Raw genomic sequence first — 16,723 nt, 5'->3', positions numbered from 1 at the left:
TTGCCGATAACCTTCATCAGGACTCGTGTCTGAACGTATAAAAGGAACCCCCATGTCCAGTTTGATTAACAGCGCCATGAGTGGCCTCAGTGCCGCGCAGTCGGCACTCAATACCGTCAGTAATAATATTTCAAGCTATAACGTGGCAGGTTACACCCGCCAGACCACGGTACTGGGTGCCTCTAACAGCACGCTGACCGGCGGTGGCTGGGTGGGTAACGGGGTGTATGTCTCCGGTGTCCAGCGTGAGTATGACGCTTTCATCACCAACCAGCTGCGCGCCGCGCAGACCCAGAGCAGCGGCCTGACGACGCGCTATCAGCAGATGTCAAAAATTGACGATGTGCTCTCCGATACCACGAACTCGCTTTCCACCACCCTGCAGGATTTCTTCAAGAGTCTGCAAACGCTGGTGAGCAACGCCGAAGACCCGGCTGCACGTCAAACGGTGCTGGGTAAAGCGGACGGTCTGGTGAATCAGTTCAAAACGAACGATCAGTATCTCCGTGACCAGGATTCACAGGTTAATACGGCGATTTCTACCAGCGTCGATCAGATCAATAACTATGCGAAGCAGATTGCCAATCTGAACGATCAGATTTCCCGTCTCACCGGTGTTGGCGCGGGTGCATCGCCTAACGAACTGCTCGACCAGCGCGATCAGCTGGTGAGTGAACTGAATAAGATTGTCGGTGTTGACGTCACCATACAGGACAGTGGCACCTACAACATCTCTATCGCCAACGGCTATAGCCTGGTACAGGGCAGCAACGCAAGCCAGCTGGCGGCGGTGAAATCCAGCGCGGATCCTGCGCGTACAACCATTGCTTATGTGGATGCCGTAGCGGGTAGCGTGGAGATCAAGGAAAAACAGATCACCACGGGGTCGCTTGGGGGGCTGTTAACGTTTCGTTCTCAGGATCTGGATCAGGCGCGAAATACGCTTAACCAGATGGCGCTGGCGTTTGCTGATGCCATGAATACCCAGCATCAGGCTGGCTTTGATGCAAACGGGGACCCAGGCGGTAAACTGTTCGACTTTGGATCTCCGGCGGTACTGAGTAATGGCAAAAATACCGGAAGTGCGTCTGTTACGGCCACGATGACGGACAGTACTAAGGTCCAGGCGACAAACTATAAAGTTGAGTACAACGGTACTGACTGGACAATCACGCGTCTTTCAGACAACACCAGCTTCACGGCCCAGCCTGATACCAGTGGTAATCTGTCGTTTGATGGTCTCAACGTCAATATTAGTGGCTCAGCCAATACTAAAGACAGTTTCATCGTCAAACCGGTGAATGACGTTATCATCAATATGGACGTTACGATCAGCGACGAGTCCAAACTGGCGATGGCTTCAGCGAATGGAAGCGGAGCAAGCGACAATACCAATGGCCAAAAGCTCCTGGATTTGCAGAGCGCCAGGCTGGTGGGTGGGAATAAAACCTTTAACGATGCTTATGCCTCACTGGTCAGTACGGTGGGTAGCACCACGGCGTCGCTGAAAACCAGCAGTGAAACCAAAGTTAACGTGGTGACGCAGCTTACCAAACAACAGCAGTCAATCTCCGGGGTTAACCTGGATGAAGAATATGGCAACCTCCAGCGCTATCAGCAGTACTATCTGGCGAATGCGCAGGTGCTTCAAACGGCGAGTACGCTGTTTGATGCATTGATCAATATCCGCTAAGGCTGAGGCATAAAAAATGCGTATTAGTACTCAAATGATGTATGAGCAAAGCATGCGCGGCGTGACGAACTCCCAAAGCCTCTGGCTAAGCTACGGCGAGCAGATGTCTACGGGTAAGCGCGTCAACCGTCCTTCTGACGACCCGATTGCCGCCTCGCAGGCCGTTGTGCTCTCTCAGGCTCAAACACAAAACAGCCAGTATGCGCTGGCGCGCTCCTTCGCTACGACAAAAGTTTCGCTGGAAGAGAACGTGTTATCGCAAGTGACAACCGCTATCCAGGCTGCTCAGGAAAAGATTGTCAATGCGGGCAACGGCACGTTAAGTGATGATGACCGCGCTTCGCTGGCAACGAACCTGCAAGGTATTCGCGATCAGCTAATGAACCTGGCTAACAGCACGGACGGTAACGGTCGCTATATCTTTTCAGGATACAAAACCGAAGCGGCGGCTTTTGACCAGACTACGGGTGACTATAAGGGCGGCGGGACGCCAATCAGCCAGCAGGTTGACTCCGCGCGCACGATGCAAATAAGCCATACGGGCGCAGAAGTTTTCGACAGCTTCACCAGCAATGCAAAACCAGAGCCGGCGGGGAGTACGCAGGAAACGAATTTGTTCAAGATCCTCGACACTGCTATCGGGGCGCTGAATACGCCGATTGGTGATGACGAAACGAAAGCCGAGGCGTTTACTGCGGCTATTGATAAAGCCAACCGTGGCCTGAGCAACTCTCTCAACAACGTTCTGACCGTGCGCGCCGATCTCGGCATTAAGCTGGATGAGCTAGGGAAGCTGGATTCTCTGGGTGAAGACCGAGCTCTGGGCCAGACCCAACAGATGAGTGACCTGGTTGACGTGGACTGGAACTCGGTAATTTCATCCTACACCATGCAGCAGGCGGCCTTGCAGGCCTCGTATAAAGCGTTTAGCGATATGCAGGGCATGTCTCTGTTCCAGCTGAACAAATAACATCTTGACCTCTTAGAACATGTCTTGAAACTGGGCATGTTTTGCTGCCCAATCCGTCTGGATTGGGCATTTTTTTTATGCCATTTCCGCCGGCGCTGAGGCGAGGCGGGCGCTTTCAACCAGACGGATTGCCAGCGCAATGATGCCGCATACCGTTGCCAGAGCAACCACGCCCGTCCAGCCCGCCAGCGTATAAATATTGCTGCCTAATGCGGAGCCCAATGCCATGCCGATAAAGATCACGGTAAAGAGCAGGGCGTTAAGACGACCGCGCGCCTGCGGTTCAAGGCTATAGACCAGATTCTGGTGTGCAACCAGGCTGGACTGCAGACCCAGATCGAACCCGACGGCACAGAGGGCAATCAGAACCAGCTGTCCGTGCACCCCCAGCGCGGGCATCAGGAACATCAGGGCAAACGAGATGGTCACGAGGATTGCACCGAGCTGCGTGACTTTCCCGGCACCCAGTTTGTCTGCCAGACCACCCGCCAGCGGCGCGGCTAACGCACCGGCCGCACCGGCGATACCAAAACCACCCGCGACTGCACTCCCGAGGTGATAGCGTTCCAGCAGCATGACCGCCAGCGTAGACCAGAAGGCACTAAAGGCAATCGACAGAAAACCCTGAGCCAGCGCCGCACGGCGCAGAGCGGGGTAACGACGCCACAAATGCGCCATTGAGCGCATAAGCGCGGGATAGCTCAGCGTGGAGTGAATGGCAAAACGAGGAAGTACCGCCCACATCACCACGCCGATAAATGCAATGCTTGCCGCAGCCAGCTGATACATCACGCGCCAGCCGAACGCTTCGCCCACGACACCGCTGACGGTTCGGGAGAGCAAAATCCCCAGCAGCAGACCGGTCATCACCGTACCCACGGTTTTCCCCTGTTTACCTTCCGGCGCAAGAATAGCCGCTGCCGGGACAATATCCTGCGCCATGGTGGCGGCCATGCCGATGAGCAGACTCGTCAGCAGCAGGGAGTGGATCTGTCCGGTCAGACTACAGCCAAGAAGAAACAGCGCCAGCGCAGCACTTTTTATCAGTATTAACGTCCTGCGGTCGTGGCGGTCACCGAGCGGTAACAGGAACAGGATCCCTAAGGCATAACCGGCCTGGGTGAGCGTCGGGACCATGCCCATTCCTTCGATACTCAGGTGAAGGTCTGCGCCCATCAGGGGCAGCAGAGGCTGGGCATAATAGATAGATGCCACGCTAAAGCCAGCCCCGAGTGCCAGCATTAAAATGACCCAGCGGCTTACGGCATGGGCGGCAGTGGTTGTGTTCATAAGACATTCCTCATTCATGGTGTACGGCTATTTTTTACCAGGACGCCTTGCGACGGTAGCGGGCCCGGTGGTAAAACGCTTATACGTTGAACGTATAAGTGGAAAGACAATGAAAAGAGTTGAGCGTATAGACAGGGTGGAGTTAATGCGAACGTTTGTCCGTATTGTTGAGGCTGGTTCACTCTCTGCTGCGGCACGCCAGCTGGCAACAACCCAGGCCACGGTGAGTCGACGGCTGCAATCGCTTGAGACGATGCTGGGCGTACGCCTGATGTTGCGCACCACCCATACGACGCGGCTGACGGATGACGGTGAACGCTGCTATCAGCACGCTCGTCGGGTGATTGACAGCTGGCTGGCACTGGAAGATGAGGTGGGGCAGACGGAAGATGAACCGGTAGGTGTGCTGAGGGTGCGGGCACCGCACGCGTTTGGTCAGGATCAACTCCTGCAACCGTTAACCGAGTTTTTGCAGCGTTATCCGCAGCTTTCCATTGAATGGTTGCTCAACGATCGGTCGGCTGATTTTCTCGGTGACAACCTTGATTGTGCTATTCGGGTGGGGGCAGAAGTCGATCCGGCGACCGTATCCGTGCTGCTGGCGGAAGTGCCGCGCTCGGTGGTGGCATCTCCGGCATTACTGGCCCGTTTCCCGGCGGTTAACACGCCTGAGGATTTGCATCCGTTTCCGTGGATTGCCATTAACTCTTTCTACCAGCGTCATGTAGAGCTTTTTCATGATGCTTCGTCAGCCACCGCGCGAATTGACATTACTCCGCGCCTCAGCACTGACAGCCTGTATGTTGCACGTAAAATGGCACTCACCGGGCTGGGTGTGGCGGTAGTGTCAAGCTGGACGGTACATGACGATATTCGGGAAGGGCGGCTGGTGCATGTGCTGCCAGAGTGGCAACCGGCGGCATTACCGGTGCATCTGGTTTATCCCTGGTCTCGTTATTATCCTGCGCGTTTGCGGCGTTTTCTGGAGTTGATGCGGCAGGTCATGCCGGAGGTAACGGGAATGAGAAAGCCCGTGCAGCAGCCATAAAAAAGCCGACCCGAAGGTCGGCTTTCAGCGCTAGCGTCCGTTATTCAACAGACTGCGGACGGGTGGCTGGTGCAGTAGCCTTGTGCGTAGCACTGTGACCACCGGCTGCACCTTTACCTTCGAAGTTGAATTCCGGGCGAACCCAGTCGCTGTGACGCGGTGCTTCAGGCACATAATCCGGAGCCGGAGCACGTGTCATCGGCGCTGTTGCAACGTGAACTGGCGCAGGCGCGGCGACAATCTTAACCGGCTCTGGCTCCACTTCAGGCGCTTTCACGTCTTCGACAACCGGTTCAACCTGAATCTCAACGTCCTGAACAACGTCTTCAGCGGTGGTTTCGACGATGGCTTCAGCGGTCTCTTCCACTGCGGCTACAGGTTCAGCCTCTTCAGCGACGTCCTTAGCGACCACGACATCTTCTTCAGCAATCAGCTGTGGAGCGGCTTCAACCGGCGCGGCAATCACTTCAGGGTGCGTGGTTTCGACTTCTACAGCCTGAGGTTCTGCTGTTTCAACAGCCTGAGGCTCAACCACGGTTGCGGCTTCAGTCACGACCTCTTCAACCGCGGCGACAGGTGCAATCACCTCTTCGGTTACAGCCTGTTCTTCAACAGCCTGCTCCGGGCGAGCAACCGGGTAACGGATCCAGACTTTGCCGGATGCCATTTCAGGTGACGCGCACGCGACGGTCAACGGCATTGGAGACTGAGTCGGGTAACGCTCGTCACGGTAACGACGACGACGCTGGCCGCTGACGCGCAGATGACGCGGAGAGCGACGTGAACGGCGCGGCATGCCTGCGTTGTCACGGTTTTCCCCATTCTCATCCTGCTCAACGTGATTTTCCACAACGGCTGGCAGATCAACTTTTGCAATCTGCGTACCCGTTGCGGCTTCCGGTACTTCAGCCGCTACAGCTGCGGTTTCTTCTGCCTGAGGAGCACCAATGCGCACTTTCTGCGTCAGCTGGCGCTGCTTACGACGTGGCATAACCTGAGTACGTTCTTCCTGCTCGCTGTCCTGCTGCTCTACAGGCTCTTCGCGGTTCAGATTTTTGACTTCCTGCTGCGCCTGACGTTTCTCGTCGTTACGACGACGGCTACGTTCGCGACGTGGCTGCTGGTCGTCACGCTGTTTGCCCTTCTCAGACTCATCGCCCGCCTGCTGGCGAATTTCACGATCTTCAACGTTCTGCTGTTGTTTCTCGCGACGGTTGCGACGGTTGTCTTCGCGTTGCTCACGGCCTTCGCTGTTGTCTGAACGGTTGTCACGACGGTCATTACGATCGTTACGGTCGTTGCGGTCATTACGATCGCGGCGGTTGTTCTGACGTTTACGACGATCCTGCTGACGCTCAGGTTTAGCCGCTTTTGGTTCTTCTTTCGGCTGCTCTGGCTGGACTTCTTCACCCGCAAACATCTTTTTCAGCGCGCCGAAGAAGCGGCTCAGCAGACCCGGTTGCGCCGGCTGGGCTTTCGGTGCAGCGGCTTCTGGTTTCTGCACGACAGGTTTAGTGGCCGGTTTTTCCAGGGCCGCTTCTGGCGGTGCTTCTGGCATGATGAAGGTGGCTAACGCAGGCTGCTCTGGCAGTTTGCGCTCGGCGGGTTCCTCATCGGAAGGCAGCGCCATCTCTTCTTCATGCAGCTTCGGCAGCAGGTAGCTGAGAGTGGTCGTCTCTTCGCCCTTACGCACGCGCAGCACGTGATAGTGCGGGGTCTGCATCTGGTCGTTTGGCACGATGATACAGCGAACGCCGCCCTGACGTGCTTCGATAGCACTTACCGCTGCACGTTTTTCGTTAAGCAGGTAAGAGGCAACGGGCACCGGCACAATGGCGTGAACCTCTTTGGTGTTCTCTTTCAGCGCTTCTTCTTCAATCAGACGCAGAATGGAGAGGGACAGAGATTCGTTATCACGCACGGTACCGGTGCCGGAGCAGCGCGGGCAGACGTGATGGCTGGACTCGCCGAGAGACGGGCTCAGACGCTGACGAGACATCTCCAGCAGGCCAAAGCGTGAGATATGGCTAATCTGGATACGCGCCCTGTCCTGACGCACCGCTTCGCGCAGACGGTTTTCAACCGCACGCTGGTGGCGTACAGGGGTCATGTCGATGAAGTCAATAACAATCAGACCACCCAGATCGCGCAGGCGGAGCTGGCGGGCGATTTCATCAGCGGCTTCGAGGTTAGTGTTGTAGGCGGTCTCTTCGATATCGCCACCACGTGTAGCACGCGCGGAGTTGATGTCGATAGCGGTCAGCGCTTCAGTGGTATCGATAACGATAGAACCGCCGGAAGGCAGACGCACTTCACGCTGGAAGGCGGACTCAATCTGGGATTCAATCTGATAGTGGCTGAACAGCGGGATTTCGCCGGTGTACAGTTTGATTTTGCTGGTGAAATCCGGACGACCCAGTGCGGCGATGTGCTGGCGAGCCAGTTCAAGCACTTTTGGGTTGTCGATCAGAATCTCACCGATGTCCTGACGCAGGTAGTCACGGAAGGCACGCACGATAACGTTGCTTTCCTGGTGGATCAGGAACGGAGCAGGGCGACTTTCGGCTGCTTTCTGAATGGCTTCCCAGTGCTTCAGACGGAAGCTTAAGTCCCACTGCAGCGCTTCGGCAGATTTGCCCACGCCTGCGGTACGCACGATAAGCCCCATGCCATCCGGCAGCTCAAGGCTTGCCAGCGCTTCTTTCAGCTCGGTACGGTCATCACCTTCGATACGGCGAGAAATGCCACCCGCACGCGGGTTGTTTGGCATCAGCACCAGATAGCTCCCTGCCAGGCTAATAAAGGTCGTCAGTGCGGCACCTTTGTTGCCACGCTCTTCTTTATCAATCTGGACGATAACTTCCTGACCTTCACGCAGAACATCTTTGATGTTTGGGCGGCCATGGGCGTTGTAGTTGGCAGGGAAATATTCGCGGGCGATTTCTTTCAGAGGGAGGAAACCATGACGCTCAGCACCGTAATCAACAAATGCAGCTTCAAGGCTGGGTTCAATGCGGGTGATTTTACCTTTGTAAATGTTCGCTTTTTTCTGTTCGTGTCCAGGACTTTCGATATCCAGATCGTACAGGCGCTGCCCATCCACAAGGGCGACACGCAACTCTTCTTGCTGAGTTGCGTTGATTAACATTCTTTTCATCGTAACTTACTCGTTATTCTTACATTGACGACAAAGCTGCGGGCAAGGTGACGCTTTCCGGGGTATGAACCGATGGCCTCGTGTCTGTTCACGTCGCCAACCTCACGGTTGTCGCTCGCTTAAGAGGCGCAGAGTGTCGGTTGCCTGTATTTCATACGGAAACACAGCGCAATTATCAGGGGAATTGCCTGGGTAGAACTCTCCAGAGAACAATCCTTATACCGGGAAGTACTGCAACCCGCAGCCCGCTAACTGCCTGAAAGATCAATACGTCTTACGCCATTGCTGCGTGGATGATCGGTCAGGCAAAATTGGTCATTCCGTCAACATCCTTACGTAACCAGGATTTAACACGGAAAACGGCTTCATTATTCCACTGCTCGCCGGGTTATAGCAAGATGACTTTTACCAATTATCACCCGGTTACTCACAGTTTCTTCACTTCAAAACGGTGATTGGTTTAATAACCACCAAATCGATTGCGTGAAACGGGGTGCAGGCCGGACAAAAGTAAATATAAGCATAGAAAAATGAGTGGCGCTAATGGCTGACGATATTTAGAATCGCCAACCATGAAAACAGAGACTCCAGCCGTAAAAATGGTTGCTATCGCGGATGATGACGCGGGGCAACGTATCGACAACTTTTTGCGTACCCAACTGAAAGGGGTGCCAAAGAGCATGATTTACCGCATCCTGCGTAAGGGCGAGGTGCGGGTTAACAAAAAACGCGTGAAGCCCGAGTACAAACTCGAGGCGGGTGATGAAGTGCGCATTCCGCCGGTGCGCGTTGCCGAGCGTGAAGAAGAGACCGTTTCACCTAAATTACAGAAAGTGGCGGCTCTGAGTGATGTGATCCTGTATGAAGACGACCACATTCTGGTGCTGAACAAGCCGTCAGGGACCGCAGTCCACGGCGGTAGTGGCCTGAGCTTCGGCGTGATTGAAGGGTTACGCGCTCTGCGTCCGGAAGCCCGTTTCCTCGAGCTGGTTCACCGTCTTGACCGCGATACCTCCGGCGTGCTGCTGGTGGCGAAAAAGCGTTCCGCGCTGCGTTCCCTGCATGAGCAACTGCGTGAGAAAGGCATGCAGAAAGATTATCTCGCGCTGGTGCGCGGTCAGTGGCAGTCCCATGTGAAAGTGGTGCAGGCGCCGTTGCTGAAGAACATTCTGCAAAGCGGTGAGCGCATCGTTCGCGTAAACCAGGAAGGGAAACCGTCTGAGACGCGCTTTAAAGTTGAAGAGCGCTATGAGTTTGCCACGCTGGTACGCTGCAGCCCGGTGACGGGGCGTACCCATCAGATTCGCGTGCATACGCAGTTTGCGGGCCATCCGATTGCGTTTGATGACCGCTATGGCGATCGCGAATTTGATAAGCAGCTGGCGGGAACCGGCTTGTCTCGTCTGTTCCTGCATGCGGCTGCGCTGAAGTTTACCCATCCGAATACCGGGGAAGTCATTCGTATTGAAGCGCCGCTGGATGAGCAGTTGAAACGCTGCCTGAAGGTTTTGCGCAGCTGATTATGTGCCGGGTGGCGCTGCGCTTACCCGGCCTACGAAACCTGTAGGCCCATGCAAGCGAAGCGCCGCTGGGCAAACGTCACAGGGTCAGCGGATTACACGCTTCTCTGCGCAACATCTGGCACAGCGCTATCAACGGTAACCCCACCAGCGTATTCGGATCGCGTCCGTCCAACTTGTCGAATAGCGCAATCCCCAATCCTTCACTTTTAAAACTTCCCGCACAGTTCAGCGGACGCTCCCGGCGTACATAATCCATGATCTCCTGCTCGCTGAGATGGCGGAAGTGCACGTCAAAAGGCTCACACTCCGTTTGCAGATGACCAGAGGCGGAGTTATAGAGCGCCAGACCCGTATAAAAGGTCACAATGTTGCCACGCGCCTGCATAAGCTGTTTGAACGCGTTCTCTTCAGTGTGCGGTTTACCTGTTATTTCTCCGTCCAGCACACAAACCTGATCGGAGCCTATAATCAAGTGTGAAGGATAGGGCGCGGCGAGCGACTGCGCCTTCTCCTTAGCGAGACGGCTCACCAGATGTCGTGGTGATTCACCTGGCTGTGGCGTTTCATCAACATCCGGTGCGGCGCATTCAAACGGGATCCCTAGCTTTTCCAGCAACATTCGGCGGTAAGGAGAAGTGGAGGCAAGGACGAGATTTGGCATATTTTTATCACCAGATATAGCGTATCGATGCCAGCCATTTTAAACTACAGGCCGCAATGTGTGCGAATAATTGGCAAAAGGCAGCTCTGGTTGCCTTTTTCTTTGACTCTATGACGTTACAAAGTTAATATGCGCGCCCTATGCAAAAGGTAAAATTACCCCTGACTCTTGATCCGGTTCGTACGGCTCAAAAACGCCTCGATTACGAAGGTATTTATACTTCCGATCAGGCTGAGCGTATTGCCGAATCCGTAGTCAGTGTGGACAGTGATGTAGAATGCTCCATGTCGTTCGCTATCGACAACCAGCGTCTCGCCGTTTTAACCGGTGATGCAAAGGTGACGGTAACCCTCGAGTGTCAGCGTTGCGGGAAACCGTTTGTACAGCATGTTCACACAACGTATTGTTTTAGTCCGGTTCGTTCTGACGAACAGGCTGAAGCACTCCCGGAAGCGTATGAGCCGATTGAGGTTAACGAATTCGGTGAAATCGATCTTCTGGCTCTGGTTGAAGATGAAATCATCCTCACCTTGCCAGTGGTTCCGGTGCATGATTCTGAACACTGTGAAGTGTCCGAGGCGGACATGGTCTTTGGGGAATTGCCTGATGAAGCGCAAAAACCAAACCCATTTGCCGTATTAGCCAGCTTAAAGCGTAAGTAATTGAGGAGTAAGGTCCATGGCCGTACAACAGAATAAACCAACCCGTTCCAAACGTGGCATGCGTCGTTCCCATGACGCGCTGACTGCAGTTACCAGCCTGTCTGTAGACAAGACTTCTGGTGAGAAACACCTGCGTCACCACATCACCGCTGACGGTTTCTACCGCGGCCGCAAGGTTATCACTAAGTAATCACGCGTCAGCGTGATTAGGCTTAGTGAGGATTTCCCCGTGCAAACGGGGAAGTTACCGAACCAGGCTGCGACGATACCTTGACACGTCTAACCCTGGCGTTAGATGTCATGGGGGGAGATTTTGGCCCTTCCGTGACAGTGCCTGCAGCATTGCAGGCACTGAATTCTAATTCGCAACTCACACTTCTTTTAGTCGGCAATCCCGACACAATCACGCCATTACTTGCAAAAGCTGACTTTGAACAACGTTCACGTCTGCAGATTATTCCTGCGCAGTCAGTTATTGCCAGTGATGCCCGGCCTTCGCAGGCGATTCGCAACAGCCGTGGGAGCTCAATGCGGATCGCGCTGGAGCTGGTGAAAGAAGGGCGAGCGCAGGCTTGCGTCAGTGCGGGAAATACCGGCGCGCTGATGGGGCTGTCGAAATTATTGCTCAAGCCGATTGAGGGCATTGAGCGCCCGGCGCTGGTGACGGTATTACCGCATCAACAAAAGGGCAAAACGGTGGTGCTGGATCTCGGTGCTAACGTGGATTGTGATAGTACCATGCTGGCTCAGTTCGCCGTGATGGGATCGGTGCTGGCAGAAGACGTGGTCGGGATTAAGAATCCCCGCGTGGCGTTATTAAATATTGGTGAAGAAGAGACCAAAGGCCTGGACAGCATTCGCGAAGCTGCTGAAATGCTCAAACAGGTTCCCTCCATCAACTATATTGGTTATCTCGAAGCCAATGAGTTGCTGACGGGGAAAACGGACGTTCTGGTGTGCGATGGCTTCACCGGGAACGTCACGTTGAAGACCATGGAAGGGGTCGTGCGCATGTTCCTTTCTCTGCTGAAATCTCAGGGAGAGGGCAAAAAAAGTGCCTGGTGGCTGATTTTATTGAAGCGTTGGTTACAAAAAAGCCTGACGCGGCGATTCAGTCACCTCAACCCCGACCAGTATAATGGCGCCTGTCTGTTAGGATTGCGCGGCATTGTGATTAAGAGTCACGGAGCCGCCAATCAGCGAGCATTTTCTGTCGCCATTGAACAGGCAGTGCAGGCGGTGCAGCGACAAGTCCCTCAGCGGATTGCCGCTCGCCTGGAATCTGTATTAGCTAAAAGTGACTGAGCGTACATGTATACGAAGATTTTAGGTACCGGCAGCTACCTGCCAAAACAAGTGCGTACCAACGCCGATCTGGAAAAAATGGTAGATACGTCTGACGAGTGGATTGTCACGCGCACAGGTATCCGTGAACGTCGTATCGCCGCGCCAGACGAAACCGTGTCCACCATGGGTTACGAAGCCGCACAGCGTGCTATCGAAATGGCGGGCATTGATAAAGAACAGATTGGCTTGATCGTGGTCGCTACGACGTCTGCCACGCATGCTTTCCCTAGCGCAGCGTGCCAGGTGCAAAACATGCTCGGTATTAAAGGCTGCCCGGCGTTTGACGTTGCCGCCGCGTGTGCAGGCTTTACCTATGCGCTGAGCATTGCCGATCAGTATGTTAAATCGGGTTCCGTCAAATATGCGCTGGTGATCGGTGCTGACGTACTGGCGCGTACCTGCGATCCAACCGATCGCGGGACGATCATTATTTTTGGTGATGGTGCAGGCGCGGTGCTGCTGGGGCAGTCCGAAGAGCCGGGTATCATCTCTACGCATTTGCATGCCGATGGTCGCTACGGTGAACTGTTAACGCTGCCTAACGCCGATCGCGTTAATCCGGATAACGCTATTTACCTGACCATGGCGGGTAATGAGGTGTTCAAGGTGGCGGTGACTGAGCTTGCGCACATTGTCGATGAGACGCTGGAAGCGAACAACCTTGAACGTACCGCACTCGACTGGCTGGTACCGCATCAGGCGAACCTGCGTATCATCAGCGCGACCGCTAAAAAGCTGGGCATGTCGATGGATAACGTTGTGGTGACGCTGGACCGTCACGGCAACACCTCTGCGGCGTCAGTACCGTGCGCATTTGATGAAGCGGTACGCGACGGACGAATCAAACGGGGCCAGTTGGTCTTGCTTGAAGCCTTCGGTGGCGGGTTCACCTGGGGTTCCGCGCTGGTTCGTTTCTAGGATAAGGAATAAAAAAATGACGCAATTTGCTTTTGTGTTCCCGGGCCAGGGTTCTCAAACCGTTGGGATGTTGTCTGAAATGGCAGCAAACTACCCGGTCATTGAAGAGACTTTTCGTGAAGCTTCTGACGCGCTGGGTTATGATCTGTGGGCGCTGACTCAACAGGGTCCGGCCGAAGAGCTGAACAAAACCTGGCAGACCCAGCCAGCATTGCTGACCGCCTCCGTTGCACTGTGGCGCGTCTGGCAGCAGCAGGGTGGTAAAGCCCCCGCGCTGCTCGCGGGTCATAGCCTGGGAGAATACTCTGCGCTGGTCTGCGCCGGTGTGATCGCGTTTGCTGACGCGGTGCGTCTGGTGGAACTGCGCGGTAAATTCATGCAGGAAGCGGTGCCGGAAGGCACGGGGGGCATGTCTGCCATTATCGGCCTGGATGATTCCGCGATTGCAAAAGCGTGTGAAGATTCTGCTGAAGGTCAGGTGGTTTCTCCGGTTAACTTCAACTCGCCAGGCCAGGTTGTTATCGCCGGTCATAAAGAAGCGGTTGAACGTGCCGGTGCTGCCTGTAAAGCTGCAGGCGCGAAACGTGCACTGCCGCTGCCGGTGAGCGTGCCGTCTCACTGTGCACTGATGAAGCCCGCTGCCGAGAAACTGGCGGCTGAGCTGGAAAAAATCACCTTTAACGCACCGACGATTTCCGTTGTGAACAACGTCGATGTGAAATGCGAAACCGCGCCGGAAGCCATCCGCGACGCGCTGGTTCGCCAGCTCTACAGCCCGGTACAGTGGACCAAAACCGTTGAGTTTATGGCCGCTCAGGGCGTTGAGCAACTGTATGAAGTCGGCCCAGGTAAGGTCCTCACCGGTCTGACAAAACGTATTGTTGACACCCTGACAGCGTCCGCGATTAACGAGCCGGAAGCGATGTCAGCGGCACTCTCGCAATAAAAGAGGAATACCATGAGTTTTGAAGGAAAAATTGCCCTGGTCACTGGCGCAAGCCGTGGTATCGGGCGCGCAATTGCTGAAACACTGGTTGCGCGCGGCGCGAAAGTGATTGGTACAGCAACCAGCGAGAATGGCGCTCAGGCCATCAGCGAATATCTGGGTGTAAACGGTAAAGGTCTGGTACTGAATGTGACCGAACCTGCATCTATCGAATCTGTTCTGGAAAATATTCGTGCAGAGTTTGGCGAAGTGGATATTCTGGTAAACAATGCCGGGATCACTCGCGACAACCTTCTGATGCGAATGAAAGATGATGAGTGGAACGATATTATCGAAACCAACCTGTCATCTGTATTCCGTCTGTCAAAAGCGGTAATGCGCGCTATGATGAAAAAGCGTCATGGTCGTATTATCACTGTTGGTTCTGTGGTTGGTACCATGGGAAATGCTGGTCAGGCTAACTACGCTGCGGCGAAAGCGGGTCTGATTGGTTTCAGTAAGTCGCTGGCGCGTGAAGTCGCGTCCCGCGGGATTACTGTAAACGTTGTTGCTCCGGGCTTTATTGAAACGGACATGACGCGTGCGCTGACCGATGAGCAGCGTGCGGGTACACTGGCAGCAGTTCCGGCGGGTCGTCTTGGCGACCCTAAAGAAATCGCCAGTGCGGTTGCATTTTTAGCCTCTGACGAAGCGGGTTACATCACTGGTGAAACCCTCCACGTCAACGGCGGGATGTACATGGTTTAATCACGATCGAAAATATTTGCGTTATTAGGGCAAATGGCCTCAAAATAACGTAAAATCGTGGTAAGACCTGCCGGGATTTAGTTGCAAATTTTTCAACATTTTATACACTACGAAAACCATCGCGAAAGCGAGTTTTGATAGGAAATTTAAGAGTATGAGCACTATCGAAGAACGCGTTAAGAAAATTATCGGCGAACAGCTGGGCGTTAAGCAGGAAGAAGTTGTGAACTCCGCTTCCTTCGTTGAAGACCTGGGCGCAGATTCTCTTGACACCGTTGAGCTGGTAATGGCTCTGGAAGAAGAGTTTGATACTGAGATTCCGGACGAAGAAGCTGAGAAGATCACCACCGTTCAGGCTGCCATTGATTACATCAACGGCCACCAGGCGTAAGTGAACATCTCCAGGCGGTCATTCGACCGCCTGAGTTTTATCTTTTTTAGTCCCACGAATCTCTTTTTTTATCCCTCCCTGGAGGACAAACGTGTCTAAGCGTCGTGTAGTTGTGACCGGACTTGGCATGTTGTCTCCTGTCGGCAATACCGTAGAGTCCACCTGGAAAGCTCTCCTTGCCGGTCAGAGCGGCATCAGCCTAATCGACCATTTCGATACTAGCGCCTATGCAACGAAATTTGCTGGCTTAGTAAAGGATTTTAACTGTGAAGAGATCATCTCGCGCAAAGAACAGCGCAAGATGGATGCCTTCATTCAATATGGAATTGTCGCTGGCGTTCAGGCCATGCAGGATTCTGGCCTTGAAATTACGGAAGAGAACGCAACCCGTATCGGTGCCGCTATCGGCTCCGGGATTGGCGGTCTTGGCCTGATCGAGGAAAACCATACATCCCTGATGAATGGCGGCCCGCGTAAAATCAGCCCGTTCTTCGTTCCGTCCACGATTGTTAATATGGTGGCGGGTCACCTGACCATCATGTTTGGCCTGCGTGGTCCAAGCATTTCAATCGCGACTGCTTGTACGTCTGGCGTACATAACATCGGCCAGGCCGCGCGCATGATTGCGTACGGCGATGCAGATGCTATGGTTGCGGGTGGTGCAGAAAAAGCCAGTACCCCTCTGGGTGTCGGTGGTTTTGGTGCAGCGCGTGCGCTCTCTACCCGTAACGATAATCCTCAGGCGGCAAGCCGTCCGTGGGATAAAGACCGTGACGGTTTCGTACTGGGTGACGGTGCGGGCATGCTCGTGCTGGAAGAGTACGAACACGCGAAAAAACGCGGCGCGAAAATTTATGCTGAAGTCGTTGGCTTTGGTATGAGTAGCGATGCTTATCACATGACGTCTCCTCCGGAGAATGGCGCAGGTGCTGCGCTGGCAATGGAAAACGCGATCCGTGATGCGGGCATTACGCCAGCTCAGATTGGCTACGTTAACGCGCACGGTACCTCTACACCTGCAGGCGACAAAGCGGAAGCTCAGGCTGTTAAGTCTATCTTCGGCGAGTCTGCCAGCCGCGTACTGGTCAGCTCCACAAAATCCATGACCGGTCACCTGTTGGGTGCGGCGGGTGCAGTAGAGTCAATCTACTCTATCCTTGCGCTGCGCGATCAGGCGGTTCCACCAACCATCAACCTGGATAACCCGGATGAAGGTTGCGATCTGGACTTCGTGCCTCACGAAGCGCGTCAGGTTAGCGGTATGGAGTACACCCTGTGTAACTCCTTCGGCTTCGGCGGTACCAATGGCTCGCTGATTTTCAAACGCGTGTAATGGTTTCTTGCCCATAAAAAACGGAGCGCATAGCGCT

Annotated in this window: 15 protein-coding genes; 12 read left to right on the top strand and 3 right to left on the bottom strand. The window is 54.4% G+C overall.

The features are described 5' to 3' along the window. The first annotated feature begins 52 nt into the window (after positions 1 to 52). Positions 53 to 1,693 carry a flagellar hook-associated protein FlgK gene (gene flgK / locus L977_RS19985; protein WP_014883368.1) on the top strand — a complete coding sequence of 547 codons (1,641 nt, stop codon included), beginning with the start codon at positions 53 to 55 and terminating at the stop codon, positions 1,691 to 1,693. Positions 1,694 to 1,709: 16 nt separating this feature from the next. Further along, on the top strand, positions 1,710 to 2,663 hold the full coding sequence (gene flgL / locus L977_RS19980) for a flagellar hook-associated protein FlgL (protein WP_014883369.1): 954 nt from the start codon (positions 1,710 to 1,712) through the stop codon (positions 2,661 to 2,663). 75 nt (positions 2,664 to 2,738) lie between these two features. Here the strand turns inward: flgL and L977_RS19975 are convergent, their stop codons facing one another. After that, positions 2,739 to 3,953: an MFS transporter gene (locus L977_RS19975; protein WP_047626769.1), complete on the bottom strand. Its 1,215-nt coding sequence runs from the start codon at positions 3,951 to 3,953 to the stop codon at positions 2,739 to 2,741. Between the two features lie 16 nt (positions 3,954 to 3,969). Between L977_RS19975 and L977_RS19970 the strand changes: the two genes are divergently transcribed. Beyond that, on the top strand, positions 3,970 to 5,001 hold the full coding sequence (locus L977_RS19970; protein ID WP_081987753.1) for a LysR family transcriptional regulator: 1,032 nt from the start codon (positions 3,970 to 3,972) through the stop codon (positions 4,999 to 5,001). Positions 5,002 to 5,041: 40 nt separating this feature from the next. Here L977_RS19970 and rne read toward each other — a convergent pair whose 3' ends face one another. After that, entirely contained in the window at positions 5,042 to 8,158 is a 3,117-nt protein-coding gene (gene rne, locus L977_RS19965; protein WP_047626765.1) for a ribonuclease E, read from the bottom strand. A 572-nt stretch (positions 8,159 to 8,730) separates the two neighbouring features. Between rne and rluC the strand changes: the two genes are divergently transcribed. Continuing rightward, a complete protein-coding gene (gene rluC / locus L977_RS19960) occupies positions 8,731 to 9,678 on the top strand; it encodes a 23S rRNA pseudouridine(955/2504/2580) synthase RluC (protein ID WP_047343574.1) in 948 nt (315 codons plus the stop codon). Between the two features lie 79 nt (positions 9,679 to 9,757). Here rluC and L977_RS19955 read toward each other — a convergent pair whose 3' ends face one another. Next, positions 9,758 to 10,342 carry a Maf family protein gene (locus L977_RS19955; RefSeq protein ID WP_047626763.1) on the bottom strand — a complete coding sequence of 195 codons (585 nt, stop codon included), beginning with the start codon at positions 10,340 to 10,342 and terminating at the stop codon, positions 9,758 to 9,760. A 140-nt stretch (positions 10,343 to 10,482) separates the two neighbouring features. On the opposite strand from L977_RS19955, the gene yceD reads away from it, so the two are divergent. The 8 genes from yceD to fabF all read left to right on the top strand — a co-directional run bounded on the left by yceD (position 10,483) and on the right by fabF (position 16,686). Further along, the gene (yceD, locus tag L977_RS19950; RefSeq protein WP_014883375.1) at positions 10,483 to 11,004 is read left to right on the top strand and encodes a 23S rRNA accumulation protein YceD; all 522 of its coding nucleotides are present in this window, start codon (positions 10,483 to 10,485) and stop codon (positions 11,002 to 11,004) included. Positions 11,005 to 11,020: 16 nt separating this feature from the next. Further along, positions 11,021 to 11,194: a 50S ribosomal protein L32 gene (rpmF, locus tag L977_RS19945; RefSeq protein ID WP_003857964.1), complete on the top strand. Its 174-nt coding sequence runs from the start codon at positions 11,021 to 11,023 to the stop codon at positions 11,192 to 11,194. Between the two features lie 80 nt (positions 11,195 to 11,274). Continuing rightward, positions 11,275 to 12,309 carry a phosphate acyltransferase PlsX gene (gene plsX / locus L977_RS19940; protein ID WP_014883376.1) on the top strand — a complete coding sequence of 345 codons (1,035 nt, stop codon included), beginning with the start codon at positions 11,275 to 11,277 and terminating at the stop codon, positions 12,307 to 12,309. A gap of 6 nt (positions 12,310 to 12,315) precedes the next feature. Further along, positions 12,316 to 13,269, top strand: a complete 954-nt coding sequence (locus L977_RS19935) for a beta-ketoacyl-ACP synthase III (protein ID WP_023332696.1) — start codon at positions 12,316 to 12,318, stop codon at positions 13,267 to 13,269. 16 nt (positions 13,270 to 13,285) lie between these two features. Continuing rightward, positions 13,286 to 14,215 carry an ACP S-malonyltransferase gene (gene fabD / locus L977_RS19930; RefSeq protein ID WP_047626762.1) on the top strand — a complete coding sequence of 310 codons (930 nt, stop codon included), beginning with the start codon at positions 13,286 to 13,288 and terminating at the stop codon, positions 14,213 to 14,215. A gap of 12 nt (positions 14,216 to 14,227) precedes the next feature. Further along, positions 14,228 to 14,962, top strand: a complete 735-nt coding sequence (gene fabG, locus L977_RS19925; protein ID WP_047626760.1) for a 3-oxoacyl-ACP reductase FabG — start codon at positions 14,228 to 14,230, stop codon at positions 14,960 to 14,962. A 154-nt stretch (positions 14,963 to 15,116) separates the two neighbouring features. Further along, the gene (acpP, locus tag L977_RS19920; protein ID WP_003857954.1) at positions 15,117 to 15,353 is read left to right on the top strand and encodes an acyl carrier protein; all 237 of its coding nucleotides are present in this window, start codon (positions 15,117 to 15,119) and stop codon (positions 15,351 to 15,353) included. Between the two features lie 91 nt (positions 15,354 to 15,444). Beyond that, on the top strand, positions 15,445 to 16,686 hold the full coding sequence (gene fabF / locus L977_RS19915) for a beta-ketoacyl-ACP synthase II (RefSeq protein ID WP_014883379.1): 1,242 nt from the start codon (positions 15,445 to 15,447) through the stop codon (positions 16,684 to 16,686). Positions 16,687 to 16,723 lie beyond the last annotated feature (37 nt).

This window comes from Enterobacter sp. ZOR0014 (assembly GCF_000798855.1).
GTDB lineage: Bacteria > Pseudomonadota > Gammaproteobacteria > Enterobacterales > Enterobacteriaceae > Enterobacter > Enterobacter kobei.
Note: the sequence above shows the minus strand (reverse complement) of the source record. Positions and strands in the feature narration are given on the sequence as shown.

What these genes read in the sequence shown, in the direction of transcription:
- acpP (WP_003857954.1), top strand. Translation starts at nt 15,117, where the DNA reads ATGAGCACTATCGAAGAACGCGTTAAGAAAATTATCGGCGAACAGCTG.
- rluC (WP_047343574.1), top strand. Translation starts at nt 8,731, where the DNA reads ATGAAAACAGAGACTCCAGCCGTAAAAATGGTTGCTATCGCGGATGAT.
- L977_RS19955 (WP_047626763.1), bottom strand. Translation starts at nt 10,342, where the DNA reads ATGCCAAATCTCGTCCTTGCCTCCACTTCTCCTTACCGCCGAATGTTG.
- flgL (WP_014883369.1), top strand. Translation starts at nt 1,710, where the DNA reads ATGCGTATTAGTACTCAAATGATGTATGAGCAAAGCATGCGCGGCGTG.
- L977_RS19935 (WP_023332696.1), top strand. Translation starts at nt 12,316, where the DNA reads ATGTATACGAAGATTTTAGGTACCGGCAGCTACCTGCCAAAACAAGTG.
- fabD (WP_047626762.1), top strand. Translation starts at nt 13,286, where the DNA reads ATGACGCAATTTGCTTTTGTGTTCCCGGGCCAGGGTTCTCAAACCGTT.
- rpmF (WP_003857964.1), top strand. Translation starts at nt 11,021, where the DNA reads ATGGCCGTACAACAGAATAAACCAACCCGTTCCAAACGTGGCATGCGT.
- fabG (WP_047626760.1), top strand. Translation starts at nt 14,228, where the DNA reads ATGAGTTTTGAAGGAAAAATTGCCCTGGTCACTGGCGCAAGCCGTGGT.
- L977_RS19970 (WP_081987753.1), top strand. Translation starts at nt 3,970, where the DNA reads ATGGTGTACGGCTATTTTTTACCAGGACGCCTTGCGACGGTAGCGGGC.
- L977_RS19975 (WP_047626769.1), bottom strand. Translation starts at nt 3,953, where the DNA reads ATGAACACAACCACTGCCGCCCATGCCGTAAGCCGCTGGGTCATTTTA.
- yceD (WP_014883375.1), top strand. Translation starts at nt 10,483, where the DNA reads ATGCAAAAGGTAAAATTACCCCTGACTCTTGATCCGGTTCGTACGGCT.
- flgK (WP_014883368.1), top strand. Translation starts at nt 53, where the DNA reads ATGTCCAGTTTGATTAACAGCGCCATGAGTGGCCTCAGTGCCGCGCAG.
- rne (WP_047626765.1), bottom strand. Translation starts at nt 8,158, where the DNA reads ATGAAAAGAATGTTAATCAACGCAACTCAGCAAGAAGAGTTGCGTGTC.